The organism is Pseudomonas sp. M1 (assembly GCF_022760135.1).
Taxonomy (GTDB): domain Bacteria; phylum Pseudomonadota; class Gammaproteobacteria; order Pseudomonadales; family Pseudomonadaceae; genus Pseudomonas; species Pseudomonas citronellolis.
In genome coordinates, this window is record NZ_CP094343.1 from 3,679,555 (window position 1) to 3,704,980 (window position 25,426).

The following is a 25,426-nucleotide window of genomic DNA, read 5'->3' on the forward strand; positions in this document are numbered from 1 at the left end:
GCAGTTGGTTGATTCTTTCGTCTCAACCGAGGCCGCGCATTCTACAGCAACCTCGCTTCCCGTCAACACCTGATTTAAAAAATATTTTCTTTAAATTCAGCGTCTTATGTAAAACCCAGTGGGCTTTGCCAGTTGACGGGCGGCGAATTATATAGACATCCGAATAGCTGTCAACAGCTTCTTTCAAAACGATGCTTCTCGCTGCCGATTCAGGCGCACACGCTCATCTATATATAGAACGGGCCGTAGGGCTGCTGCCCGAGGCCAGGGAGGTGATTCCCCACCCCACCGCTGAAGCATCGCCCGATGCCGACGGGGCGGGGAACCGCTTCTGTAGACATCTCTACGGCAACAAGTTCCCCTCCCGCTGCATCCCCGCGATATCTCTCCGAGAAGGCGATGCATTCGCCGCGCGCCCTGCATCCGTGCGCACGGCCAAGGCCGGCTGAGGCACCTCAGCCCAGCGACCGCTCCATACTGCGCAAGTGGGCCAGCACCTGGTCCACCGCGCGGTCCAGGCAGCCCTTGAAGAAGTGGTTGGCGCCGGCGAACAGGGTGACCGGGCGCTGTTCGGGCCGCGCCCAGTCCAGCAGATTGGCCAGCGGCGCCATTTCATCGGCCTCGCCGTGCAATAGAAGGCAGTCCGCCGGCAGCGCCATGGGTTCGTAGTGCCGGCCGCCGGGCACCGTGCCCACCGGCAGGCCCATCAGTACCACGGCCTCGGCCGGCTGCGCCAGGTCGCGGGCGGTGCGGGCAAACACGTAGGCGCCGAAGGAAAAGCCCACCAGCGCCAGCGGCAGGTCCGGGTAGCGCTCGCGCAGATAGGCAGCCACCGCCTGGCTGTCCTGCGCCTCGCCGATGCCCTCGGCGTACTCGCCCTCGGTACCGTCCACCCCACGGAAGCTCGGGCGCACCGCCAGCCAGCCGGCCTTGCTCAGGCGCCGCGCCAGGGTCAGCGGCACCAGGTGTCGCGGGCTGCCGCCGAGCAGCGGCTGCGGGTGGCTGACCATGGCTACGCCGCGGAGCGGGCCGGCCGGGGCGTCGATGAGCAGTTGGATCCGGCCTGCCGGGCCATCGATCAGCAGCGGGTTGCGGTCTTCATCGGGCATCGCGGTGTTCTCGTTCATAAAGCGGGCGGCCAGGGTACTGCAGGCGGGCGCAGGAGCACGAGCGGATGACGGCAGCCGCCGGTCCCCGCCACTGATACACTGATCAACTGCCGCCGGCCCAGTGCCCGGCGGCCTGCCCCGGAAACCGGGGTGCCGAACAAGAAGTGAACGAGGACAGTATGAAAGCCGATTTCGCGACCACCCACCTGCAAGCGGCGGTGACAGCATGATCGAGGTAACCGAGGTTTCCATTGCCGAGCTGCGCGACGCGCTCGAGTCCGGCCGCACCACCGCGGTCGAGCTGGTCAAGGCCTATCTCGCGCGGATCGACGCCTACGACGGCGCCGACACCCCCACCGCGCTGAACGCGGTCGTGGTGCGCAACCCCGATGCGCTGGCGGAAGCCGAGGCGTCCGACGCGCGCCGCGCCAGGGGCGAGACGCTGGGCCCGCTGGACGGCATCCCCTACACCGCCAAGGACAGCTACCTGGTGAAGGGCCTGACCGCGGCTTCCGGCAGCCCGGCCTTCAAGGACCTGGTGGCCTACCGCGACGCCTTCACCATCGAACGCCTGCGCGCCGCCGGCGCCATCTGCCTGGGCAAGACCAACATGCCGCCCATGGCCAACGGCGGCATGCAGCGCGGCGTGTATGGCCGCGCCGAAAGCCCCTACAACGCCGCCTACCTCACCGCGCCCTTCGCCTCCGGTTCGTCCAACGGCGCGGGCACGGCCACCGCGGCCAGCTTCTGCGCCTTCGGCCTGGCCGAGGAAACCTGGTCCAGCGGCCGCGGCCCGGCCTCGAATAACGGCCTGTGCGCCTACACCCCGTCGCGCGGGGTGATCTCGGTGCGCGGCAACTGGCCGCTGACGCCGACCATGGACGTGGTGGTGCCCTACGCCCGGACCATGGCCGACCTGCTGGAAGTGTTGGACGTGGTGGTGGCCGAGGACGCCGACAAGCGCGGCGACCTGTGGCGCCTGCAACCCTGGGTGCCGATCCCCGACGTCGCCTCGGTGCGCCCGGCATCCTACCTGGAACTGGCCGCCAAGGCCGACGCCCTGGCCGGCAAGCGCCTCGGCGTGCCGCGCATGTTCATCAACAAGGATGAAGCGGCCGGCACCAGCGAGAACCCCGGCATCGGTGGCCCGACCGGGCAGCGCATCCACACCCGGCCCTCGGTGATCGCCCTCTGGGAACAGGCCCGCAAGGCCCTGGAAGCGGCCGGCGCCGAAGTGGTCGAGGTGGACTTCCCGCTGGTTTCCAACTGCGAGGGCGACCGCCCCGGCGCGCCGACGGTGTTCAACCGCGGCATCGTCTCCCAGGAGTTCCTCCACGACGAGCTGTGGGAGCTGAGCGGCTGGGCCTTCGACGACTTCCTGCGGGCCAACGGCGATCCCAAGTTGAACCGCCTGGCCGACGTGCAGGGCGAGCTGATCTTCCCCCACGACCCCGGCACCCTGCCCAACCGCGAGGGCGACCTCGCCGCCGGCATGGACGAATACGTGCGCATGGCCCAGCGCGGCATCAAGCCCTGGGACCAGATCGCCACCCTGCCCGATGGCCTGCGCGGCCTGGAGAAGACGCGCAAGCTCGACCTGGAAGACTGGATGGACCAGCTCGGCCTCGACGCCGTGCTCTTCCCCACCGTGGCCGACGTGGGCCCGGCGGACGCCGACGTCAACCCGGCCTCGGCGGACATCGCCTGGAGCAACGGCGTGTGGGTCGCCAACGGCAACCTCGCCATCCGCCACCTGGGCGTGCCCACGGTGACGGTGCCCATGGGCGTGATGGCGGACATCGGCATGCCGGTGGGCCTGACCTTCGCCGGCCGCGCCTACGACGACTCGGCCCTGCTGCGCTTCGCCGCGGCCTTCGAGTCGACCGGCAAGCGCCGCATCGTCCCGCCGCGCACCCCGCCGCTGGCGCACGGCTGACGAGACCACGGGCAGGCTTCCGACACCTGGGCACCTCACCCAACGGCTACCTGCGGTACGCGCTGCAAGTAGCGCCATGTAAGGCGCATGGGTAGCCGACCTGCCCCACACCAAACGCCTACGACATTCCCCCTCAGCCGGAAATGAAAGCCCGGTCGCAGGAAGAATCCTCCTCTGCCGACAGCGCGTAGGGCGAATAACCGTTCGCGGTTATCCGCCGCTGGCCGGAGCACCGATGTCCGACGACTTGCATGGCCGGTGGCCAATCGCGGACGGAGTCCTACGGTTCCAGGAAGCACGGCTTTTCGTAGGATGGCGTTGAGCGAAGCGATACCCATCACCACGGCAGCATGGGTATCGCAAGCTCAACCCATCCTACGAAGAGCACCTCGGCGCAAGACGGTTGCTCCTACATTGCAGGTGGGCACGGCTCCTACGTCCGTGCTCCCCCGGACTCCGTCCGCGATGATCCCTCCCTGGAAACAGCCGCCCCTCAAGGCCACCTTGGCGACAATCTGTAAATGCTAATTGTTTTTATTTACAACATATTTACCTTTCCTTACCATTTTGCCGACGGAGAAATCCCTCTCCGATTTCCTACGTAAACAAGAATCGCAGCCGGCCTCTGCCACGGCCTCATGCGGCTTACATCCGACCAGGACCCTGCAAAATGAGACAAGTAGTATCCAGCGCCCTGTTGCTAAGCCTCTCCGCCCTCCCCCTGGCCATCCAGGCCGCGGCCAAGGATGACCGTGTGGACCTGGGCGCCACCGAGGTGCTCGGTACCCAGGACCCCGCCGCAGCCGCCACCACCGAAGGCAGCGGCTCCTACACCACCAAGGCCATGCGCACCTCGACCAAGATCCCCATGTCGATCCGCGAGACGCCGCAGTCGGTCAGCGTGGTGACCCGCCAGCGCATGGACGACCAGGGCATGAACGACCTCAACGACGCGGTGAAGGGCGTCACCGGCCTGACCGTCCAGCAGTACGGCCCGGCGCGGGTGAGCTACGCCTCGCGCGGCTTCGACGTCGACAACATCATGTACGACGGCCTGCCCACCAGCATCTCCACCTACACCCAGGACGTGATCTCCGCGGCGGACCTTGCGATGTTCGACCGCGTCGAAGTGGTGCGCGGCGCCACCGGCCTGATGCAGGGCGCCGGCAACCCGGCGGCGGCCATCAACATGGTGCGCAAGCGCCCCACCCAGGACTTCCACATGAGCCTGGAGGGCAGCGCCGGCACCTGGGACCGCTACCGCAGCGAGGCCGACGTCTCCGGCCCGCTGAACAGCGAAGGCACCCTGCGCGGCCGCGCCGTGATGGCCTACCAGACCAAGGACAGCTTCCAGGACTACGTCAGCAGCGAGCGCGGCGTGCTCTACGGCATCACCGAGGCCGACCTGAGCCCGGACACCACCCTGGCCATCGGCGCCTCCTACCAGGACGACAACCGCAACGACAACTGGGTGGGCCTGCCCGCCCCGCTGGGCGGCCGCCACCTGGACCTGAAACGCTCCGACTACTACGGCGCCGACTGGTCCTACTGGGATACCAAGACCACGCACCTGTTCAGCGACCTGACCCACCGCTTCGACAACGGCTGGCAGATGAAGCTGGCGGCCGACAAGCTGTGGGCGCGCATCAACATGCTCGGCCTGTACAACAGCTGCTACTACACCTACGACTGCCCGACCATGACCCAGGGCGCCGGCAAGTACGACTACACCGACGACCACGAAAGCTACGACGCCTTCGCCAACGGTCCCTTCCAGTTGCTTGGCCGCGAGCACGAACTGGTGGTGGGCGCCAGCTACCGCCAGGAGCGCTTCGACGGCCACGGCGGCTGGGGCGACCTGTTCAAGAAGGACGGCACACCGCTGGGGGAAATGGACCCGACGCAGTGGGACCCGGCCTCGACCCTCAAGCCGAGCATCGACATGAACCTCTGGGGCATGAAGCTCGACCAGGAGCAGAAAGGCACCTACGTCACCACCCGGCTGAACATCGCCGACCCGCTCAAGGTGATCCTCGGCGGCCGCCTGGACTGGTACGAGGCCGACGCCCACGGCGACACCGACGTCTTCAAGGTCACCCGCAAGGTCACCCGCTACGCCGGGGTGATCTACGACCTCAACGACACCTACTCGGTCTACGCCAGCTACACCGACATCTTCAAACCCCAGGACACGCTGGACGCCACCGGCAACGTACTCACCCCCATCACCGGCAAGAACTACGAGATCGGCCTGAAGGGCGAGCACTTCGGCGGCGCGCTGAACTCGCAGATCGCGCTGTTCCAGGTGGACCAGGAAAACCGCGCCACCGACGACACCAGCAGCCCCAACCCGTGCCCGGCCAACCCCAGCTCCTTCGACTACTGCCAGCGCGCCTCCGGCAAAGTGCGCAGCCAGGGCGTGGACATGGAACTGAGCGGCGAGCTGAGCGAAGGCTGGCAGGCGATGGTGGGCTACACCTACGTCGACGCGAAGTACAAGCATGACGCCGACGAATCCAACGTCGGCAAGCCCTTCGACCCGAGCAAGCCGCGCCACCTGTTCAAGCTGGCCACCACCTACAATCTGCCGGGCGACCTGCACAAATGGCGCGTGGGCGGCAACCTGACCACCCAGAGCAAGACCGAAGATACGGAAACCGGTTTCCAGCAGGGCGGCTACACCGTGGTCGACGCCATGCTCGGCTACCGGGTCAGCGAGAACATCGACACCCGCGTCAACTTCAACAACATCTTCGACAAGTACTATTACAGCGGCATCAGCTTCGGCAACCTGAACTACGGCGAGCCGCGCAACCTGATGTTCAGCGTCAAGTACTCCATGTAACGCCCCCGGAGCACCGAGCAGCTGTCTTGCAGGCTGCGCCGAGGTGCTCCTCGTAGGATCGAGAGGGACGCCTGGTTCTTGCTCGCGAACAGACTCCGCTGCGGGGCTTGTTCGCGAGCAAGCTCGCTCCTACGAGAAGCCGTGCCCGTTCGGGCCTTAATCCACGATCACCAATACACACCGGCCTGTCCCTTGCACCCTCCCTGTAGGAGCGGGCCCTGCCCGCGAATCGCGCGCAGGGCGCGCTCCTACATGGGAATGGCAGGGGTATGAGACTCCGTCCGCGGTCACCGACACACGCCGGCCTGCCGGCCGGATCGCGGATGAGTCCGCTCCTACGGTTTGCCCCTTGCACCGTCCCTCCCCGTAGGAGCGGATCTTATCCGCGATCCGCACCAGAACCTCCGGCTATCGCAGACAAACCCCGCCCCCCGGCAAGACCGCCGCTCCCGCTCACGGCCGCCGTCCCGCCCCGCTGCGGGCTATCGGCTCGCCGCCCAGGCGCGGTTTGTAGAACAGGAAATGCTCGGTCCGCGCCGTCCTCAGGTAGGTCCTCGCCCAGGACGGCCTGACGTGGCGGTCGTGGAAGTACAGCGCGCCGTCGGTGCGATCGGGCAACTGGCGGTTGAGCGCCTTGCGCGCTATGTCGCGGGCCAGGTCGTAGCGCTTTTCCTCCACCACCTGGTCGGGGCGGCCGTCGCACCACCAGGAGAACTGGCAGCTCTTGCTCTCCGAGCCCTGCTTGACCACGGCGCAGACGGTATCGGGGAAGTCCTTGCTGGCCACCCGGTTCATCACCACGTTGGCCACCGCCTCCATGTCCCCGCGCGATGCGCCCTTGGCCTCCCAGTAGACGGAGCGGGCCAGGCAGGTGATGGCGTCGTCCAGCGGCGCCTCCCCGGCCGGGTCCACGGCGCGGGCCTCGCTGCGGGTGATGGGCCTGACCTGGGCGGCCGTGCCGGTCGCCCCCTGCTCGGCCGCCTGCTCCTCGAGCACCTCGGCCTTGTTCTCCGCCACCGCGGCCTTCTGCCCGAGCGGCCCGGCGAATGCCGGGGCGCCGAACAGCAAGGCGACGATGCACGCTACCCGGACTCTCCAGCGCATGATCGACCCCACTCGCCGGCACCTGGCGCGCCACGCCTGTTCGCGGCGCTGCCGGCCGGCTTCGCTCGGTTCTGTAGACCGCCGCGCTGGCGGATCATTCATATTGATTCCGCCACAGCCCACGGCTGGCGCGGCCTGCAACGCAACGGCGGATGTCCGCGAGGGCTCTGGCGCGCCTCTCGCCGGCCTCGCTCAGCCCAGGAAGGCGCACACCTGCGCCAGCACCTCGGCGGCCTTCTGCCGGTGCGGAACGTGGCCGCAGTCCGCCAGCAGCTTCATGGTGGCGGGCCCGGCGGCGCGGGCGACGAAGCGCTCGGGGTGGCGGGCCGAGCCGAACTCGTCCTGCTCGCCGTGCAGGCACAGCAGCGGGCACTGCAGGCGCGCCAGCTGGGCATCCAGGTTCCAGTCGCCGAAGGCATCGGACAGCCAGGTATCCACCCAGGCCCGCAATACCCAGCGCGCCTTGTCGCCGTGGTATTTCGCCAGGCGTTCCAGTCCGCCTGGCCGGGCGAAGTCGCGCTCGGCAGCGCGGATGCCTTCCAGGGTGCGATCCTCGACGAAGGCCTGGGCCGACTCCAGCACCAACGCCTCGCAAGCCGCGCCGAAGGTCGCGGCGCAGCCCACCGCCATGCCGCCGCCAACGCTGTGGCCGAAGGCGACGAAGCGCTCGAAGCCCAGTTGCTCGCGCAGCGCGGCGAAGCCCTGCCGCGCCTCGTCCTCGACGAAGCCCCGCGCCAGCGTCCCCGGATGGGCGTCGGACTGGCCGAAGCCCAGGCGGTCGTAGGCGATCACCTCGCGCCCGCTGGCCCGCGCCAGTTGCCCGGGGAACTCGCGCCACAGCGCCACGCAGCCCAGGGAGTCGTGGAACAGCACGATGGGCGCCGCGGCACTGCCCCCAGTCGGCGTCCAGCGCCGGGCGAAGAGCCGGCCGTGCGGCGTGTCGATCCAGTGTTCGCGGGTGCTGACCGCTGTCATGGGGGCTTCTTCCTCTGCTGCTCCGGTGGCCGGCCACTGCCCGGCGGGGCGGCGGCGCGCTGAAGGGATTCGCTTTTAGGCCGGCAGCGGCCGGAATGCAACCCCGGCGACGTACGGCCGAGTGGGAAACCACCGGCAGGTCAATACTGGTGAACATGCCCTGCCCTGCGCGGTAGTCGATCATCCGGCCATGCGGTGCAGAGGCGGGGCATCGGCTCCGTCGGCGAAGCGCAGCGGCCACGCGGCCCCATGGGCCGCCACGCCTGACCGCCGGGCAAGACTTTGTGAACTCCTGCGAACGGGCACCCTCGACTGTTCAGCTCTTACCGGGGAGGCGCGGGCCATGAATACCTTCTTCATCCTGCTGATCATCGCCGTGGCGGCCCTCATCATCATCATGGACCTGGGCCACCGCTAGGGCGCCAGCAGCGGACGGCAGCACCCATGGCGGCTCGCAGGGCCGCAGGGCAGACGTGGCCGTCTCGCCGGCACAGGGCGAAAGCACCAGGGACGGCCCTGCGAAGCACATCCCACTCCACCTACCGACAGGAAATCGAACAATGAGCCCGGAGCGCATCGCCGAAATCCTCGAGCAATATCTGCCGTTCTACGAATGCCGCATTTCGCGGGAGGCGGACGGCCAGCTCACCCTCCACTTCGACAGCCGAGTCACCACCCGAACGCACTTCACCATCCCCGGCGTACAGCCCGAACTGATCACCAGCGAACCGGCCGTGCGCGCGCTCAGCCGCGCCCTGGGCAACGAGTTCGCCCTGGTGCGCGCCGGCCAGCGCCGCGCACCGCAGGTCGCCGCCTTCGGCCTGCACCAGGGTCGCTAGCGAGGGATCTTCGCCCGCCCCGGAGCGCCGTCCTCCTGCGCCGCCAGCGACAGCGGCGGCGCCACGGCCTCCAGGGCGCGGCGCTCGGCCGCCACGCCCCAGCGCGCCTGCACCAGCCCGGCGAACACCATCAGCCCGGCGCCTATCCCGTAGCCGATGAACAGGTTCTGCCGGCTGGCCGTCTCGATCAGCTGGCCGAACAGCAGCGGCCCGGCGATGCCGCCCAGGCCGGTGCCCAGGGCATAGAACACGGCGATGGCCAGGGCGCGGATCTCCAGCGGGAAGGTCTCGGCCACCGTCAGGTAGGCCGAGCTGGCCGCTGCAGAGGCGAAGAAGAAGATCAGCGTCCAGGCCAGGGTCTGCTGCGTCGCGTCCAGCCAGCCGCGCAGGAACAGGTAGCCGCTGGCCAGCAGCAACACGCCGGAGATGAGATAGGTGGCGCTGATCATCACCCGCCGCCCCACCACGTCGAACAGCCGCCCCAGCAACAGCGGCCCGCAGAAATTGCCCAGGGCGAAGGGCAGGATGTACCAGCCGACCCGCTCCCCCGGTACGCCATAGAACTCGCCCAGCACCAGCGCATAGGTGAAGAAGATGGCGTTGTAGAAAAAGGCCTGGGCGGCCAGCAGCGTCAATCCGACCAGCGAGCGACGCAGGTGCCGGCGCAACAGCGTAGCGGCCACCTCCCCCAGCGGCGTGTGGTGGCGCCCGCGCAGGCACAGCGCCTGGCCAGGCGCCACCGGCGCCAGCACGTGCCCCTGGGCGCGCAGCTGCGCCTCCAGGCCCTCGACGATGCGCCTGGCCGCCTCGGGGCGCTGGTGGATCAGCAGCCAGCGCGGGCTTTCCGGCAGCCACAGGCGCATCGCCAGGATCACCAGGCCCAGCGCCGCGCCGATGCCGAAGCACAGCCGCCAGCCCAGGTCGCCACCGACCCGCTGCGGGTCCAGCAACACCAGGGAACCCAGCGCGCCCAGCGCCGTGCCCACCCAGAAGGTGCCGTTGATGGCGAGGTCCACCCAGCCGCGGAAGCGCGCCGGGGTGAACTCCTGGATGGTCGAATTGATGGCCGAGTACTCGCCGCCGATGCCCGCCCCGGTGAGGAAGCGAAACAGCAGGAAGCTCCACAGGCTCCAGGAGAAGGCCGTGGCCGCCGTGGCGCCGACATAGACGAACAGGGTGACGAAGAACAGGCGGCGGCGGCCGAGCCGGTCCGCCAGCCAGCCGAACAGCAGCGCCCCCAGCACCGCGCCGGCGATGTAGACGCCGCCGGCCAGGCCGACCCCGGCATTGTCCAGGCGCAGCGCCGGGCTGGCCTTCAGGGCGCCGGCCACCGCGCCGGCCAGGGTCACCTCCAGCCCGTCCAGCAGCCAGGTGATGCCCAGCGCCACCACCAGCCGGCTGTGGAAGCGCCCCCAGGGCAGGCGGTCTAGCCGCGCGGGCAGGTCGGTGCGGTACACGGGGGCGGGCGTGCTCATGCGGCCGTCCTCTTCTTCCTCCTGGCTGCGAACAGCGCAGCGACCCATGGCTGGCCACTGCGCCCTGTGCAGGTAGGGCCGCTGCGGCGCGCGGGAGTTCAGTGCAAACGCAGGCGCGCGCGCCCGCCCCCACGCCGGTCATCTTCTCGTCGTAAGAGAGGCTTTACAGCAATACTGTATGCACATACAGTATTTTCCACAGAGCCAATCAGCCACTTCCCAGACGCCAGGGGGACACCATGCACGCCGATACCTACCAGCAGCTCGCCGCCCGGGTTAACGCCCAGATCGCCGCCCACGACGCCCGCCAGCGCCCCGGCCTGACCCTGCAGCGCATCCCCGGCGACGACGCCAAGGCCTGGGAACGGGTGCTGACGGAACTGCGCGGCGCAGACAACCTCACCGTGCTACCGCTGCGCGACGGCGCGGTGCGCCTGGCCTGGCACAGCTGGCTGGACTGAGCCGGGGCGAACGCGCCCCTACGGGCCGTGCCGCCGCAGCCATTCGTCCACCACCTCGCCCATGGTCGCTGGGGCGCCGCTGCGTATCCAGGCCATGAAGGCACGCTCGAAACGAAAGCCCTCGCCGCACTGCTCGCGCAGGAAGCGGCGGACGTTCTGGGTGTTGCGGTAGCCCGGATCGACCGGGGTCTGCCGGGTGATCGGCTGGCTGTGCCAATCGAAGCGCATGGGGCCACTCCCTGGTTGCGGCATGGAAGGAGTTAGCCTGACAGGATGCGGCGTTGCGGACCAGGGGCCGTGCAGCCCCAGCAAGGATCAGCCTCTACGCCATGGACGGGGATTCCTCCACGCACCACCCAAGCGCGCCTGAACTATCCTTCCGGAACCCGATCGCACAGCGGGCAGAGGGATGAGCCGCATCATCATCATCGACAACCACCCCATCACCTGCGTGGGCGCCAGGGCCCTGCTGGAAAGCCAGGGCCACCAGGTCGTCGGCGTGGCCGACAATGGCGTCGAGGGCCTGGACCTGTGCCGGCGGCTGGCGCCGGAGCTGGTCGTGCTCGACCTCAAGGTGCCGCGCCTCGGCGGGCTGGACGTGATCCGCCGTATCCGCGCCCGCCAGGAGAGTACCCAGGTGCTGGTGTTCACCGACCTGCCGGCGGACGTCTACGAGCACGCCTGCGTGGAGTGCGGCGCCGCCGGCTTCGTCGCTAAGTCCGACACCCGGGCGCCGCTGCTGGAAGCGGTGTCGGCGGTGCTGGCCGGGCGCACCTTCTTCAAGGTCGGCGCGCTGCACCAGGAACCCATCGGCGCGGCGGCCCACGGCGCCGCCCAGGCCGAGGTGCTGACGCCACGGGAAATCACGGTCCTGCACTACCTGGCCGACGGCTACCGGGTCAAGGACATCGCCACCGAACTGGCGATCAGCGACCGCACCGTCAGCACCTACAAGGCCCGGCTGCTGGAAAAGACCAACACCAGCTCGCTGGTCGAGCTGATCCAGGTCGCCGCGCAGCACGGGCTGGTGGAGCGCCCGGGCGACGCACCCGCGCAGGCAGGCGCCCTGCCGTCTTTCGACAGCCTGATCGACCGCGTCCCCTACCCGGTGAGCCTGCGCGACGGCGAAGGCCGCGTGCTGGCGGCGAACGCGGCCTTTCTCCGGCTGACCGGCCTCGGCCATGACCAGGTCGCGGGCAGCACCATCAGCGAGCTGGGGGTGGTGGACGCCGAGCACCTGGAGTACGTGCGCAAGACCTTCCAGGCCGCGGTGCAGGCCAGGATCCCGTACATGACGGTATGCGTGGTCCACATCAACGGCGTGCGCCACGTGTTCAAGCAGGGCGGCATCCCCGTCAGCGGCGAGGATGGCGGGTTCATCGGCATGCTCTGCTCGGCCGTCGACATCGGCGAGCAGGACCAGGAGATCCAGATGCTGCGCGACAGCCTGGAACAGGTCCGCAGCATCCGCTCGCGGCGCGGACGCTACCTGGTCGACTTCGGCGAACAGGCCCTGCGCGAGCTGGCGGCGCTGCAGCAGCCCGGCCAGGACGACGCCCTCGCCCAGGGCCTGGCCCGGTTGCGCGGCGACATCGAGCTGCTGACCGACCTGGCCCGCCTGGAACTGGGCCAGATGACGCCCATGCCCAGCCGGGCCGATCTGGATGCCTTGACCGAGCAGGCCCTCGCCACCCCCGCAGCGCCGGCTTGCCGCTTGCAGAAGGCCGGGACGCAGCCCTGGGTCTGGGTGGACGCGCAGCGCTACCGCCAACTGGTCGGCGCCCTGCTCCTGTATGCGCAAAGCCTGGGCGCCGGCCAGGTCGACCTGGCGGCGAAGGCCATCGAGGTTTCCGGCGCCCGCCTGCACTGGCGGCTTTCGTTGCGGGCGGGGCCCTTGCCGGCGCGCGTGCCGCCCTTCGTCGCGGCCCTGGTGCTGGCCGAGACGCTGGCCGGCCTGCTCGGCGGCAACCTGCAGGTCCATGAGCAGAACGGTGCGGAGCTGCACGTCGAACTGCATCTGGAACTCCCCCGCAGCGCGCGGCAGCCCTGACGTCTCAGGGAAGCACTACAAGCCTTTCGTGGCGCGCCTGATTAATCCCCGCAGGGAATTCCCCAAAGCTTTCTCCTAGTAAATTTCCTAGGAGACAAGCGATGAAACGTCGCCATTCGGGGAACCGCGGCCCCTCCCCTCTGCCGCTGCACACGCTCTGCGTCGCGATAACCCTGGCCTCGGCCGGCCTGTCGCTGCAGGCCCAGGCCGACGCCCTGCCCGAGGGCGGCCAGGTGGTCGGCGGCCAGGCCAGCATCACCCGGAACGGGCCGAACATGGAGGTGAACACCGCCAGCGCACGCACCGCCATCGACTGGCAGCGCTTCAACGTCGGCCCGGACAACAGCATCACCTTCCGCCAGCCCGACGGCCGCTCGGTGACCCTCAACCGGGTGATCGGCAGCGATCCGTCGAAGATCTACGGCGCCGTCACCTCCAACGGCCAGTTGATCCTGGTCAACCCCAACGGCATCTGGCTCGGCCCGAACTCGCACATATCCGCCAGCGCCCTGGTGGCCAGCGCCGGCTTCCTCACCGACGAGCAGGCCCGCGAGTTCGCCCGCAGCGGCAAGCTGGACCTGCAGCTCAAGGGCGTGGTCAGCAACCACGGGCGCATCACCGTGCACGACAACGGCATGGTCGCCCTGCTCGGCGCCCAGGTGGAGAACCACGGCATCATCCAGGCGCGCAAGGGCAGCGTGCAACTGGCCACCGGCCCGCGCGCGACCCTCGACTTCCACGGCGACGGGCTGATGAACATCGCCGTCCAGGGCAGCCCCGGCGAGAAGGACAGCGTCAACGCCGACGTCACTGGCGGCGTGCACAACAGCGGCGAGATCGACGTCGGCAACGGCGTGGTGGCCATGAGCGCCGAGCGCGCGGCCAGGCACCTGGACTCGGTGATCAACCTCGGCGGCAAGGTGGCCGCCGACTCGGTGAGCGAGCAAGGCGGCAGCATCGTCCTGGGCAACGCGGCGCAGACCAACGTGACCGGCACCCTCAGCGCCAGGGGCACCAGCGGCGGCAGCGTCAAGGTGCTGGGCGACGCGGTGAACCTCGCCGGCAGCGCCAGGATCGACGCCTCCGGCAGCCAGGGTGCCGGCGGCAAGGTGCTGGTCGGCGGCAGCTACCAGGGCAAGGGCCCCGAGCCGGCGGCGAAGTCCACCGGCGTGGCCAAGGGCGCGCAGCTCAGGGCCGATGGCAGGACCGACGGCGGCCAGGTGGTGGTCTGGTCGAACGGCCAGACCAGTTTCGCCGGCAGCGCCAGCGCCCGTGGCGAACAGCGCGGCGGGGTGGTGGAGACTTCCGGCAGGCAGTTGCGGGTGACCAGCGACGCCAAGGTCGACACCGGCGGCAAGGTCGTCGGCAAATGGCTGCTGGACCCCGAGACGGTGAACATCGTCGCCGACGCCGATGCCGACCCCGGCACCAGCGTCACCGGCGGCACCGCCCAGGGCCCGAGCACGGCCGACCTGTGGCAGGTCTCCGCCCAGGCCATCGTCAATGGGCTGGCATCGGGCAACGTCGAGGTCAGCGCCAGCCAGCGCATCAACGTCAACTCGGCGATCGTCGCCACCAACATCGGCCAGGACGGCAACGGCAACCCTGCCACCCTGGCCCTGATCGCCACCGGCAACCCGCGCCAGGGCCAGGCCTACGCCGGCGCCGACCTTTCCAACGACAGCGGCTCGGTGTACATCAACGCGCCCATCCTGCTCAAGGACGGCAACCTGTTCATCGCCGCCACCGGCGACATCCGCCTGAACAACACCGGCGACAGCTACGGCCAGCGCGCGATCATCGACGTCGGCCAGGGCATCGCCTGGCTGAAGACTTCCAACGTCGCCTCCATCGTCCAGCAGGAAGGCACCGCGCTGATGGGCGACAAGGTGGCCCTGGAAGGCGCCAGCGTGCGTATGGAGAGCAACCTGAACTACGCCGGCACCCTGGCCGGCAAGGCCAGCAACGGCATCTTCCGCTTCAACCAGACCAACGCCAGCGGCACCACCACCACCGGCAGCGTGGCCTCGCCTTACTCCAACGAAAGCCTCAGCGGTGTCACCGCCCAGCAGCTGGAGTATCGCGGCTATCAGGACATCGTGGCCGACCCCGGTACAACCTACGGCTCCGCGACCCGCTCGGTGACCCTGCGCGCCGAGAACGGCGACGCCTTCGACTACCTGGTGTTCGAGGCCACCGGCTTCGTCACCCCGGACGGCAGCGGCGGCTACCGCGAGCTCGATCCGGCCCTGCTGCTCAACTACCTGGACAGTTCGGACTACCTGGTCAACGGCCTGAGCTTCACCGACGCGGCCGGCGTGCTCTGGAAAATCTCACCCGATGCGGCCGACCCCAGCCTGACCAAGGTGACCCGCACCGACCCCGGCGGAAGCCCGGTGGAAACCACCCTCCCAGTGGGTTTCGCCTTCGGCGCCAACGGCGGCCTGGAGGTGGTGTCCACCTTCGGCACGGCGGGCTGGGGCGTGGAACCCTACCAGTACATCCCCGGCGCCACCGATCAGAAGGAGATCCAGCACAACGCCCAGGACGGCAGCAGCCAACAATTGATCGTCAACCTCGGCGGCAAGTACAACACCGTCGAAGCGCTGATCGGCGCCCTGGTCAACGACACCCCCTGGTTGCAGAAAGCCGATCAGAACGGCCCGTCGCTGCAGCCCGACGAGCAGACACTGGAGCGCGCCCGGGTGCATTTCTACGAGACCGTGGACAAGACCAACGAGCCCGGGGTGATCCTCAACAGCGCCGCCCCGGCCACGATCACCGTCACCGCCGACGACCAGGCGCGCACCTACGGCGACAGCAACCCCACGCTGACCAACCGCACCGAGTACGACGCCAACGCCCAGGCGGTGAAAGGCGTCGACGACTACGTCAACCAGCAGCTCGGCCGCGACGGCACCCAGGTCGGCACGCCGACCACCACGGCCACCGAACACAGCGATGTGAGGCCCGGCGGCTACGCCATCGACAACAACGTCAGCCAGGACCAGCGCGCCCAGGGCCGCTATCGGCTGGAGGACAACAAAGGCACCCTGAGCGTCCGGCAGGCCGAGCTCAAGGTCAGGGCCGACGAGAAGTCCAAGGTCTATGGCGACGCCGACCCGGCGCTGACCTACCAGGTCAGCGGGCAAAAGTTCGGCGAGAACGCCGCCGACCTGGTGGGCGGCAACCTCAACCGCGCCCCCGGGCAGAACGTCGGCGACTACGCCATCGGCCAGGGTGGCGTCGGCAGCCTGAACGGCAACTACCGCCTGAGCTTCGAAGGCAACCTGCTGCACATCACCCCGGCGCAACTGGAAGTCATCGCCCACGACAAGACCAAGGTCTACGGCGATGCCGACCCGGCGCTGAGCTACTCGGTCAGCGGGCTGAAGAACGGTGACAGCGCCGCTGCCGTGCTCAACGGCGGCCTGCAGCGCGAGCGCGGCGAGAACGTGCGGCCCCGGGGCTACGCCATCGGCCAGGGCAACCTGGGCCTGAGCAGCGGCAACTACAGCCTGGTATTCAAGGAGGGCAACCTGCAGATCACCCCGGCGCCGCTGGTGGTGAGCGCCGACGACAAGCGCAAGGCCCAGGGCCAGCCCGACCCGAGGCTGACCTACTCGGTCAGCGGACTGAAGAACGGCGACCCGGCCGACGTCGCCAGGGGTTCGCTGAGCCGCGCCCCGGGCGAAGAGCCCGGCAGCTACGCCATCGGCCAGGGCCAGGCCTTCGAGGCCGGCAGCAACTACAGCGTGGTGTTCCGCGACGGCGCCCTGACCATCACCGGACCGCTCGCGCCACAGCCGCAACAGGGCATCCCGCTCACCGCCCAGGCTCCCGGCAATACCCGCTGCACCGCGCTGGAATCGCCCTCGGCGGTCTCCGCCAACTACTCGGTGTCGCCGGCGGTGATCCGCACCTACGCCGTGCAACTGATCTGCAAACCCCGCGCCTACGGCGGCAAGACCAGCACCACGCCGGACATCCGCGACGTGCTGACCTACGCCAACAGCCTGATCAGGGACGGCCAGTTCATCGCCCCCGACTGGAACCGCAGCGTGATCCCCCACGACCTGAAGGCCGGCCAGAAGGGAGGGAAATAGCCATGAAACCGCTTCCGTCGAAACTGAGCATCCTCGCCCTGGCCGTCTGCTCCGGCCTGTTCGCCGCCGGCGCGCTGCAGGCCGCCCCGCTCGGCCAGCTCAACCCCGGGCGGGTCGAGGTGCCGGACGCCTCCGGGCACCGCAATGCGCCGACCGAAATGCCCGCCACGCTGCAATTGCCGGACACGGTGGTCACCCCGAGCGCGGAGAACGTCCCTGCCGAGATGACCGCGCTGCCCGGCGGCGAGACCCGCTTCAAGGTCGCCAAGGTCACCCTCAGCGGCGTGACCAGCTACCCGCCCGCCACCTTCGCGCCGCTGCTCGCGCGCCTGGAAGGCAACAGGGTGTCGTTGCCCGAAGTGAACGCCGTGGCCGACATCATCACCCAGCGCTATCGCCGCGCCGGCTTCCTCCTGGCCAGGGCCTACGTGCCCGAGCAACGCCTGGAGAACGGCAACCTGGTCATCCACGTCTTCGAGGGGCGGATCAACCAGGTGACCTTCCAGGGGCCGAGCAACAAGGCGCTGGAAGGCTATGCCGGCAACATCCGTGAAGAAGTGCCGGTGAAGAGCGCCACGCTGGAACGCAACCTGCTGCTGATGAACGACGTGTCCGGCAACCAGAGCCGCGGCACCTTCGTCCCCTCGCCGGTCGCCGAAGGCACCGACCTGCTGGTGGAGAACACTCAGCGCAAGTACGAAGGCTTCTTCGGCTTCGACAACCGCGACAGCCGCTACTTCGGCCCCTGGCAGGTGTACGGCGGGGTGGGCGTCAACGACCTGACCGGCCACGGCGACCACCTGGGCGTGCGCGCCGGCAAATCGGTGGAAGGCAACAAGATGACCTTCTTCGAAGGCCAGTACGAACTCCCGGTCGGCAACCGCGGCGACGTGCTCAGCTTCCTCGCCCAGCACAACGACGGCCACGCCGACACCTACTCCTTCCTCAACGCCAACAGCTCCGGCGACACCTTCGCCGTGCGCATCACCCGGCCGTGGATCCGCCAGCGCGACGAGACCTTCAAGACCTCGGCGGCCTTCACCTGGTTCAACGGCAAGTCCGAGTACCTCGACGACCCGCACAACCCGCCCTCCAGCGACGACCGCATCCGCGCCCTGCGCCTGGGCGCCAGCTACGACTTCTTCGATGCCTACGGCGGCAAGAACCTGGTCAAGGCGGAACTGAGCCGCGGCCTGAAGATCATGGGCGCCAGCAGCGAAAACCGCGCCAACCCCTCGCGCGAGGGCGGCGAGACCGACTTCACCAAGCTGCAGTTGGATGCCCAGCGCCTGCAGGACCTGTCGAAGATCATGGACGGCCTCAACCTGTACCTGGCGATGACCGCGCAGACCTCCTTCGGCCAGCCGCTGCTCAGCCCCGAGCAGTTCGGCGTGGGCGGCAGCGAGTTCGGCCGCGGCTACGACCCGTCGGAGATCACCGGCGACAAGGGCTTCGCCGGCAAGGTCGAGCTGCAGTACAACCGCCTGCACACCTTCAGGGACCACGAGGTGCCCACGCAGTACTACGCCTTCTGGGACTTCGGCAAGGTATGGAGCGAGGAACCGAGCTGGGTCAGCGCCGAGAGCCTGTCCTCGGCCGGCGTCGGCGCCCACCTGCAGGTGTTCAAGGACATGTACGTGTCGCCCGAGCTGGCCTTCCCGCTGACGCGCAAAGTCTCGGCCGAAGAGCTGGACGACGACAACGGCAAGGCGCCGCGCTTCTACTTCAACTTCCTCAAGCTGTTCTGAACCCGCCGCGCCGGAACCTCCAGGGTTCCGGCGAGTGAGGACGGGCAACGCAGGATGGCGTTGAGCGAAGCGATACCCATCGCCACGGCCACATGGGTTTCGCTCACCCCATCCTGCGAAGAGCGCCGTGGCCGGGGCACCCTGGCCTCAGCGCCGGGTTCGTATGTTTGTATGAAAACCCGCCGCCCAATCGTTAGAAATGCACGATGGGTGGCGCCGGCGCTGCTCGGCGAGATTATGGGAAACAACAACCCATGGGCTCTCGCCATGAAACGCTCCCTCTGGCTCCAGGAAATTGCCGACGAACTCACCCCGACCGCGCCCCTGCGGGAGGACCTCAGCGTCGACGTCGCCATCATCGGCGGCGGCTTCGTTGGGCTATGGACGGCGCTGCGCCTGCTGGAACTCGAACCGCAGTGCCGGATCGTGATCCTCGAGCGCGACATCTGCGGCGGCGGCGCCTCGGGGCGCAACGGCGGCTTCGTGATGTCCTGGTGGCCGAAGATCAGCTCGCTGGTGGCGCAGTGCGGCAAGGAAGAAGCCCTGCGCCTGGCCCGCGCCTCGGAAGCGAACATCGGCGAGATCGGCGAGTTCTGCGCGCAGCACGGCATCGACGCGCACTTCCGCCGCGGCGGCTGGCTGTGGACCGCCACCAGCGACGCCCAGCGCGGCGCCTGGAAAGGCGTGCAGCGCACCTGCGAAAGCCTGGGCGAGCAGGTCTTCCGCTCGCTGCCGGACAACGAAGTGCAGCGCCGCGCCGGCTCGCGCCAGCACCTGGAAGGCGTGATCGAGGCCAGCAACGCCACCGTGCAGCCCGCCCGCCTCGCCCGCGGCCTGCGCCGGGTGGCGCTGGAGAAAGGCGTGCGGATCTTCGAGAACACGCCCGTGGACGACATCCAGCGCAGCGAACCGGCGGTGCTGCGCACGCCCTCGGGCTCGGTCACGGCGCGGCGCGTGGTGCTGGCCACCAATGCCTGGGCCGCGCAGATCCCCGAACTCAGCCGCGTCGTCCTGCCGGTCACCAGCACCATAGTGGCGACCCACCCGATCCCCCGGCGCCTGGAACAGATCGGCTGGACCGGCGGCGAGTCGATCACCGATTCGCAGCTGATGGTGGACTTCTACCGCACCACGCAGGACGGCCGCATCGCCTTCGGCAAGGGCACCGGCATGATCAACTACGCCAGCCGCATCGACGCCAGCTTCGACGACAACCCGCGGCTGAGCGAAGAGACCGAGAAAGACTTCCGCCGCACCTACCCCAACCTCGCCGACGAGCCCATCAGCCACGCCTGGTGCGGCCCCATCGACCGCACCTACGACAGCATGCCGGTGTTCGGCCACCTGGAAGGCGCGCCGCACATCTTCTACGGCATCGGCTGGAGCGGCAACGGCGTCGGCCCCAGCCGCCTGGGCGGGCGCATCCTCGCCAGCCTGGTGCTGGGGCGCAACGACGAATGGAGCCGCTGCGGCCTGGTGGGGCGCCGGCCCAAGAGCTTCCCGCCGGAGCCCATCCGCTACTTCGGCGGCCTGCTGGTGCGCGGCGCGGTGCAGCGCAAGGAGGAGCAGGAGGCGCAGAACCGCAAGCCGTCCTGGCTCGACCTCAGGCTGAGCAAATTCGCCCCCGTGGGCCTGGAAGACAAGAGCGCCTGAACAGGCGAGGAGACCCCCGATGCAGCACCTGATCCATCTGCCCGATACCGCCCGCTTCCCGCTGCCCGCCGGCGTACCGGCCAAGGCGCCGGTCGGCACGCCGGTGGCCGAGGCCGCCACCTACGCCGCCGAAGGCCAGGGCGGCCTGCTGACCGGCGTGTGGGAATGCACCCCGGGGCGATTCCGCCGCCAGGTCATGGAGCGCGAGTTCAGCCACTTCATCAGCGGCCACGGCTTCTTCATCCCCGACGAGGGCGAGCCCATCGAGCTGCGCGCCGGCGACGCCATCCTGTTCCCGGCGAACTGTCACGGCACCTGGGACATCCGCGAAACCCTGCGCAAGAGCTTCGTGATCATGCCTTGAGGCCGGCGATGTCCGCCGCGCGCAGGGCGATCCACAACACGGCGACGTCCTCGGTGGAGTCCAGCGAGAGGCCGGTGATCTCCTCGATGCGGCGGATGCGGTAGACCAGCGTCTGACGGTGCACGTTGAGCCGCTCGGCGGTCTTCTGCCAGGAGCGGTTCTGTTCGAGGAACACCTGCAGCGTGTGCTGCAGCTGCGCGCCCTGCTGCTGGTCGTAATCGGCCAGGGCGCCCAGGGCGCGGCGGTAGACCAGCTGGGCCTCCTCCAGGCTGGACGGCAGCCACAGCAGCTCGCCGGAAGCCCGCCCGTAGTGGGCGACCTGGCGGCTGGCCGAGGTATGCGCCAGGGCCAGGCGCGCCTCGCGCAGCGCCTCCGGGGTGCGGCCCGAGTGCCCCAGCGGGTTGGACAGCCCCAGCGGGCAGCCGAGCACCTGCTGGACCTGCTCCGCCGCCGCGTCCGAGGCCAGCAGCAGGATCAGTTCCTCGCCCTGCACGCGCGACAATAACGCCACGCCCTGCAAGTGCAGCCGCTGCGACCAGCGCTCGGGCAAATCCGCCTGGCAACGGGCAACGGCGAAGACCGCCTGGCCGACGGGGTAGCCCAGGGCGCCCAGGCGCTCGTGGGCGGGCCGCTCGCTCAGGCGCTGCTGCAACAGGTCATCCAGCAACTCCCAGCCCTGGCGCAGCAGGCGCTCATGCTCGACCTGCTGGCGCTCCAGCTCGATGCCCAGCACCGCCGTCACGTGGTGCAGCAGGCCGTAGTCGATTAGGCCGCCGCCGCACGCGAGAATCTTGCAGGCCGGCACCGAAGGCAGCGCCATGACCAGGGCGTCGCCCTCCTCCGTCGAATGGCGGGTGACGGTGGTGGTGGTGTTCGCACGCTTGCCCAGGGCCGCCCGCCAGTGCGCCGGCAGCGGCGCCAGGCCCGCATGCCAGGGCTCCAGCGAGGCGGCGTCGAACAGGTACAACTGCGTGCGCAAGTCCGCCGCCAGGCGCTGCAGCAGGAACTCCACGCCGACGTGGCGCAGGCCCATGCGCGCGCTTTCGTAGATGCGCGCCACCGCGCTGCGGCGCTCCTGCTCCTCCTGCTTGCTGGCGTCGATGATCGCCCGGGCGACCGCCGAGAACGGCACCGAGCTATGCGTCAGCAGCAGCGGGAAATCCAGCTGCATGGCGGTATCGAACAGCGCTTCCATGTCGCTGGGCGCGTGCATGTTCTCGCCGATCATCAGCCCCGCCACCCGGGCCCTGGCCAGCCGTTCGATGTACTCGCGCTGCGCCGCGGCATCGGCGGGGATGCCCAGGCCGGTGGTCATCAGCAGCTCGCCCTCACCCAGCCATTGCGAGGGGTCGGGCAGCTCGCAGACGTGCGCCCAGCGCAGCAGCCGCCCGACGTGGCTGGCGCCGCTGACCAGGCGCGTGGACAGCGCGTTGTCATCGAGGATGTCCTGAATCGAAATCGGCACGGCGCCTCCGGCAGGTGGGTTCGCAGCAGCGAATCAGAGGATCGCATCGGCCCCGGGCCGTTGAATCCATACAAAGGTATGAACCAGCTGCTGGCGAATTGTAAATCTGTCTGATGTCGCCGCGCCCGGGCCCTGGGGAAACTGGAGGTCAGGCCACGCGCAGTCCAGCGCCCCGGCCCATTGCCCTCACCGGACATTCCCTCGACTCATCGGAGCCCATAACAATGCCAAAGTCTCTGAGCAGCGTCATCGCCCTTTCCATCGCGTGTCTTTCCACCCACGCCCTGGCCGACCTCACCGTGGCCTCCCAGGGCGGCGCGAACAAGAACGCGCAGCAGCAGGCCTATTACCAGCCCTACAGCGCACAGACCGGCAGCAAGGTCATCGCCGACGAATTCAACGGGGAGATGGCCAAGGTCAAGATCCAGGTCGACACCGGCAGCGTCTCCTGGGACGTGGTGGAGCTGGAAACCCCGGAACTGCTGCGCGCCTGCGATGAGGGGCTGCTGGAGGAGATCGGCGACGACCCGGCCATCGCCGCCCTGGCGCCCAAGCTGGTCAAGGGCGCGATCAACACCTGCGGCGCGGGCATCTTCGTCTGGTCCACGGTGCTGGCCTACAACGCCGACAAGCTCAAGACCGCGCCCACCGGCTGGGCCGACTTCTGGGACGTGAAGAAGTACCCGGGCAAGCGCGGGCTGCGCAAGGGCCCGATGTACACCCTGGAGTACGCGCTGATGGCCGACGGCGTGCCGTACAAGGACATCTACGCCGTGCTCGCCACCAAGGAAGGCCAGGACCGCGCCTTCCGCAAGCTCGACGAGATCAAGCCGTACATCCAGTGGTGGGAAGCCGGCGCGCAGCCGCCGCAGTACCTGGTCTCCGGCGACGTGGTGATGAGCGCCGCGTACAACGGGCGCATCTCCGCCGTGCAGAACGAAAGCAACCTGAAGGTGGTGTGGAACGGCGGCATCTACGACATCGAGTCCTACGCCATTCCCAAGGGCGCCAAGCACGCCGAGGAAGGGCGCAAGTTCATCCGGTTCGCGCTGCAGGAGCCGCAGCAGAAGGCCTATTCCGACCACATCGCCTACGGCCCGGTGAACCTCGAAGCAGCAGCGCAGATAGCGCCCGCGCAGAGCCAGAACCTGCCCAGCGCGCCGGATAACCTGGGCAAGCAGTTGGCGATGGATGCGGCCTTCTGGGCGGACCATGGGGAGCAGCTGCAGCAGCGGTTCAATGCCTGGGCGGCGCGCTGATCCTTGGGTGTGTTTGCGCCGCTTCGGCGTGCGCGGAGGTTTCTCTGGAAATCCGAATCGCGGACGGAGTCCGCTCCTACGGCCGCTCCGAGGCGCTCTTCGTAGGATGGGTTGAGCTTGCGAAACCCATGCGGTGGCGCTGATGGGTATCGCTTCGCTCAACGCCATCCTACGAAAAGCCGTGCCTCCCTGTAACCGTAGGACTCCGTCCGCTTTGGGGGGAAATATCCCAGATCACAGGCCCCGCACACTCGAAACACCACCGCACGACGCAATGAAGAAAGCCCACCGCCAAGGTGGGCTTCCCGGCGCCGCTCGCGCCTCAGAACGGCAGCGGCAGCTTGGCCGTGCGGCCGCCGTCCACGACTATCACCTGGCCGGTGATGAAGGCCGCCGCGTCGCTGGCCAGGAACACGGCGACGCCGCCGATGTCCCCGGGCTCGCCGGTGCGGCCCACCGGGTGCAGCTTCAGCAGGCCGGCGCGGGCCAGCTCGGGTTGCGGCTGGGCGTCGATGTAGGCATCGCTCAGCTCCGAGTTGATCCACCCCGGGGCGATGGCGTTGCAACGGATGCCGTCGCGCCCCAGGTCGACGGCCATGGCCCGGGTGAAGCCATGCACGCCGGCCTTGGAGCCGCAGTAGGCGGTATGCCAGGGGTTGGCGCCGATACCTTCGATGGAGCCGATATTGACGATGCTGCCGCCGCCGCGCCGGCGCATCTGCGGCAGCAGCGCCTTGGCCAGGAACACCGGGGCGCGCAGGTTGACGGCCATCATGCGGTCCCAATCGTCCTCGTGCATGTCGTCGAGGGATTTCTCGAACATGAAGCCGGCATTGTTGACCAGGATGTCGGCGCCGCCGAAATGCGCCTCGACGGCGCGGGCGATGGCATAGGGCGCCTCGCGCTCGCCCAGGTCGGCCTCGCACCATGCCACCCGCGGGTTGGCGCTCAGGTCCTCATCCAGCGGCTGGCGCTGGGCGACCAGCACGCGGGCGCCGGCCTCGAGCATTTTCTCGCTGATCCCGCGGCCGATGCCACGTCCGCCGCCGGTCACGACGGCTACCTTGTCATTGAGCAGCATGCTGGCCTCCTCAGCCCGAAACCGGTTTGGCGCCGGTGACTTCGAGCGTTTCCGCGGCAATGTAGCGCGCCTGGTCGGAGGCCAGGAAGGCGATCACGTCGGCGATGTCCTCCGGCTCGGCGATGCGGCCCAGCGGCACGGTCCTGTTCAGCTCCTCGATGGCCTTTTGCGGGTCCAGGCCACGGCGTTCGAAGCCGCTGCGGATCATCGGCGTGTTGATCTCATGCGGGCACACGGCATTGACGCGGATGCCGAAGGGCGCGGCGTCCCGGCCCAGGTTCTTGGTCAGCGCGGCCACCGCGCCCTTGCTGGTGCAGTAGGCGACGTGCCCGGGGCCGGGGTAGACGCCCCAGACCGACGAGGTGTTGACGATGGCCCCGCCGCCGCGGCGCTTCATGTGCGGTATCGCCGCGCGGCAGAGGAAGAACACGGCGTTCAGGTTGACGTCCAGCGCCGTGAACCACATGTCGTCGGTGGTTTCCTCGACCGTGCCGCGGGGAATGATGCCGGCATTGTTGAGCAGGATGTCGACGCCGCCGAAGCGCTCGACCGCCCGGTCGATGATCGCCTCGCAATATTCCTTCTCGCGCAGGTTGCCGGCCAGGCACTCGGCCTCGGCGCCCAGGGCGCGCGCCTCATCGACCATGGCCTGGCAGCCCTCGGCGTTGATGTCCGAGATCATCAGCCGGGCCCCTTCGGCGGCGAACAGCCGTACCAGCGCCTGGCCCACGCCGCCGGCGCCACCGGTAATCACCACAATCCTGTTTTCGAATCGCATGGCCTTGCACCTCAGTGGGATGTGTGAGGCCGATGATCGACAGGCCGGGGGCCGGCGACAAACGACTTCTGCGCTGCATTCGATTGACTTTTGGTTAATCGAAATACCCATGAATGGAAGGAAAGCGAGAAAGCACTGCCCTGCACGCTTGAGTTTTGCTTAACTGCCCAGGCGTCTT

At 68.7% G+C, this 25,426-nt stretch carries 18 protein-coding genes; 10 read left to right on the top strand and 8 right to left on the bottom strand.

Translation table 11 applies throughout. The annotated features are described in order from the left end of the window. Positions 1-455: 455 nt before the first annotated feature. Positions 456-1,109: an alpha/beta hydrolase gene (locus PM1_RS16265; RefSeq protein ID WP_009620162.1), complete on the bottom strand. Its 654-nt coding sequence runs from the start codon at positions 1,107-1,109 to the stop codon at positions 456-458. A gap of 226 nt (positions 1,110-1,335) precedes the next feature. Between PM1_RS16265 and PM1_RS16270 the strand changes: the two genes are divergently transcribed. Next, positions 1,336-3,045 carry an amidase gene (locus PM1_RS16270; RefSeq protein WP_009620161.1) on the top strand — a complete coding sequence of 570 codons (1,710 nt, stop codon included), beginning with the start codon at positions 1,336-1,338 and terminating at the stop codon, positions 3,043-3,045. 670 nt (positions 3,046-3,715) lie between these two features. Next, on the top strand, positions 3,716-5,890 hold the full coding sequence (locus PM1_RS16275) for a TonB-dependent siderophore receptor (RefSeq protein WP_009620160.1): 2,175 nt from the start codon (positions 3,716-3,718) through the stop codon (positions 5,888-5,890). Between the two features lie 453 nt (positions 5,891-6,343). Here the strand turns inward: PM1_RS16275 and PM1_RS16280 are convergent, their stop codons facing one another. Next, positions 6,344-6,994, bottom strand: coding sequence for a cell wall hydrolase (locus PM1_RS16280; protein WP_009620159.1), 651 nt, complete (start codon positions 6,992-6,994; stop codon positions 6,344-6,346). 192 nt (positions 6,995-7,186) lie between these two features. After that, complete coding sequence (locus PM1_RS16285) at positions 7,187-7,969, bottom strand: alpha/beta fold hydrolase (protein ID WP_009620158.1); 783 nt, start codon at positions 7,967-7,969, stop codon at positions 7,187-7,189. A 560-nt stretch (positions 7,970-8,529) separates the two neighbouring features. Here PM1_RS16285 and PM1_RS16290 point away from each other — a divergent pair. Continuing rightward, on the top strand, positions 8,530-8,808 hold the full coding sequence (locus tag PM1_RS16290; protein WP_009620156.1) for a hypothetical protein: 279 nt from the start codon (positions 8,530-8,532) through the stop codon (positions 8,806-8,808). Here PM1_RS16290 and PM1_RS16295 read toward each other — a convergent pair. After that, entirely contained in the window at positions 8,805-10,283 is a 1,479-nt protein-coding gene (locus PM1_RS16295; RefSeq protein WP_009620154.1) for an MFS transporter, read from the bottom strand. The genes PM1_RS16290 and PM1_RS16295 overlap by 4 nt on opposite strands. Before the next feature lie 239 nt (positions 10,284-10,522). On the opposite strand from PM1_RS16295, the gene PM1_RS16300 reads away from it, so the two are divergent. Further along, entirely contained in the window at positions 10,523-10,744 is a 222-nt protein-coding gene (locus PM1_RS16300) for a DUF1654 domain-containing protein (RefSeq protein WP_009620152.1), read from the top strand. Positions 10,745-10,762: 18 nt separating this feature from the next. Here PM1_RS16300 and PM1_RS16305 read toward each other — a convergent pair whose 3' ends face one another. Continuing rightward, positions 10,763-10,972 (bottom strand): DUF6434 domain-containing protein, encoded by a 210-nt coding sequence (locus PM1_RS16305; RefSeq protein WP_009620151.1) that lies wholly within the window; start codon positions 10,970-10,972, stop codon positions 10,763-10,765. A 181-nt stretch (positions 10,973-11,153) separates the two neighbouring features. Between PM1_RS16305 and PM1_RS16310 the strand changes: the two genes are divergently transcribed. The 5 genes from PM1_RS16310 to PM1_RS16330 all read left to right on the top strand — a co-directional run bounded on the left by PM1_RS16310 (position 11,154) and on the right by PM1_RS16330 (position 20,665). Further along, a complete protein-coding gene (locus PM1_RS16310) occupies positions 11,154-12,794 on the top strand; it encodes a response regulator (protein WP_009620149.1) in 1,641 nt (546 codons plus the stop codon). Positions 12,795-12,895: 101 nt separating this feature from the next. Further along, on the top strand, positions 12,896-16,900 hold the full coding sequence (locus tag PM1_RS16315) for an MBG domain-containing protein (protein ID WP_009620147.1): 4,005 nt from the start codon (positions 12,896-12,898) through the stop codon (positions 16,898-16,900). Between the two features lie 2 nt (positions 16,901-16,902). Beyond that, entirely contained in the window at positions 16,903-18,648 is a 1,746-nt protein-coding gene (locus PM1_RS16320) for a ShlB/FhaC/HecB family hemolysin secretion/activation protein (RefSeq protein ID WP_009620145.1), read from the top strand. A 267-nt stretch (positions 18,649-18,915) separates the two neighbouring features. Continuing rightward, a complete protein-coding gene (locus PM1_RS16325) occupies positions 18,916-20,301 on the top strand; it encodes an NAD(P)/FAD-dependent oxidoreductase (RefSeq protein ID WP_009620144.1) in 1,386 nt (461 codons plus the stop codon). Positions 20,302-20,320: 19 nt separating this feature from the next. Continuing rightward, entirely contained in the window at positions 20,321-20,665 is a 345-nt protein-coding gene (locus PM1_RS16330) for a cupin domain-containing protein (protein ID WP_009620142.1), read from the top strand. On the opposite strand, the gene PM1_RS16335 is transcribed toward PM1_RS16330, so the two are convergent. Beyond that, the gene (locus PM1_RS16335) at positions 20,655-22,130 is read right to left on the bottom strand and encodes a PucR family transcriptional regulator (protein WP_009620140.1); all 1,476 of its coding nucleotides are present in this window, start codon (positions 22,128-22,130) and stop codon (positions 20,655-20,657) included. The genes PM1_RS16330 and PM1_RS16335 overlap by 11 nt on opposite strands. Before the next feature lie 224 nt (positions 22,131-22,354). On the opposite strand from PM1_RS16335, the gene PM1_RS16340 reads away from it, so the two are divergent. Then, positions 22,355-23,389: an ABC transporter substrate-binding protein gene (locus PM1_RS16340; protein WP_009620130.1), complete on the top strand. Its 1,035-nt coding sequence runs from the start codon at positions 22,355-22,357 to the stop codon at positions 23,387-23,389. Between the two features lie 322 nt (positions 23,390-23,711). Here the strand turns inward: PM1_RS16340 and PM1_RS16345 are convergent, their stop codons facing one another. After that, positions 23,712-24,470: an SDR family NAD(P)-dependent oxidoreductase gene (locus PM1_RS16345; protein ID WP_009620128.1), complete on the bottom strand. Its 759-nt coding sequence runs from the start codon at positions 24,468-24,470 to the stop codon at positions 23,712-23,714. A 10-nt stretch (positions 24,471-24,480) separates the two neighbouring features. Further along, the gene (locus PM1_RS16350) at positions 24,481-25,248 is read right to left on the bottom strand and encodes an SDR family NAD(P)-dependent oxidoreductase (protein WP_009620126.1); all 768 of its coding nucleotides are present in this window, start codon (positions 25,246-25,248) and stop codon (positions 24,481-24,483) included. Positions 25,249-25,426 lie beyond the last annotated feature (178 nt).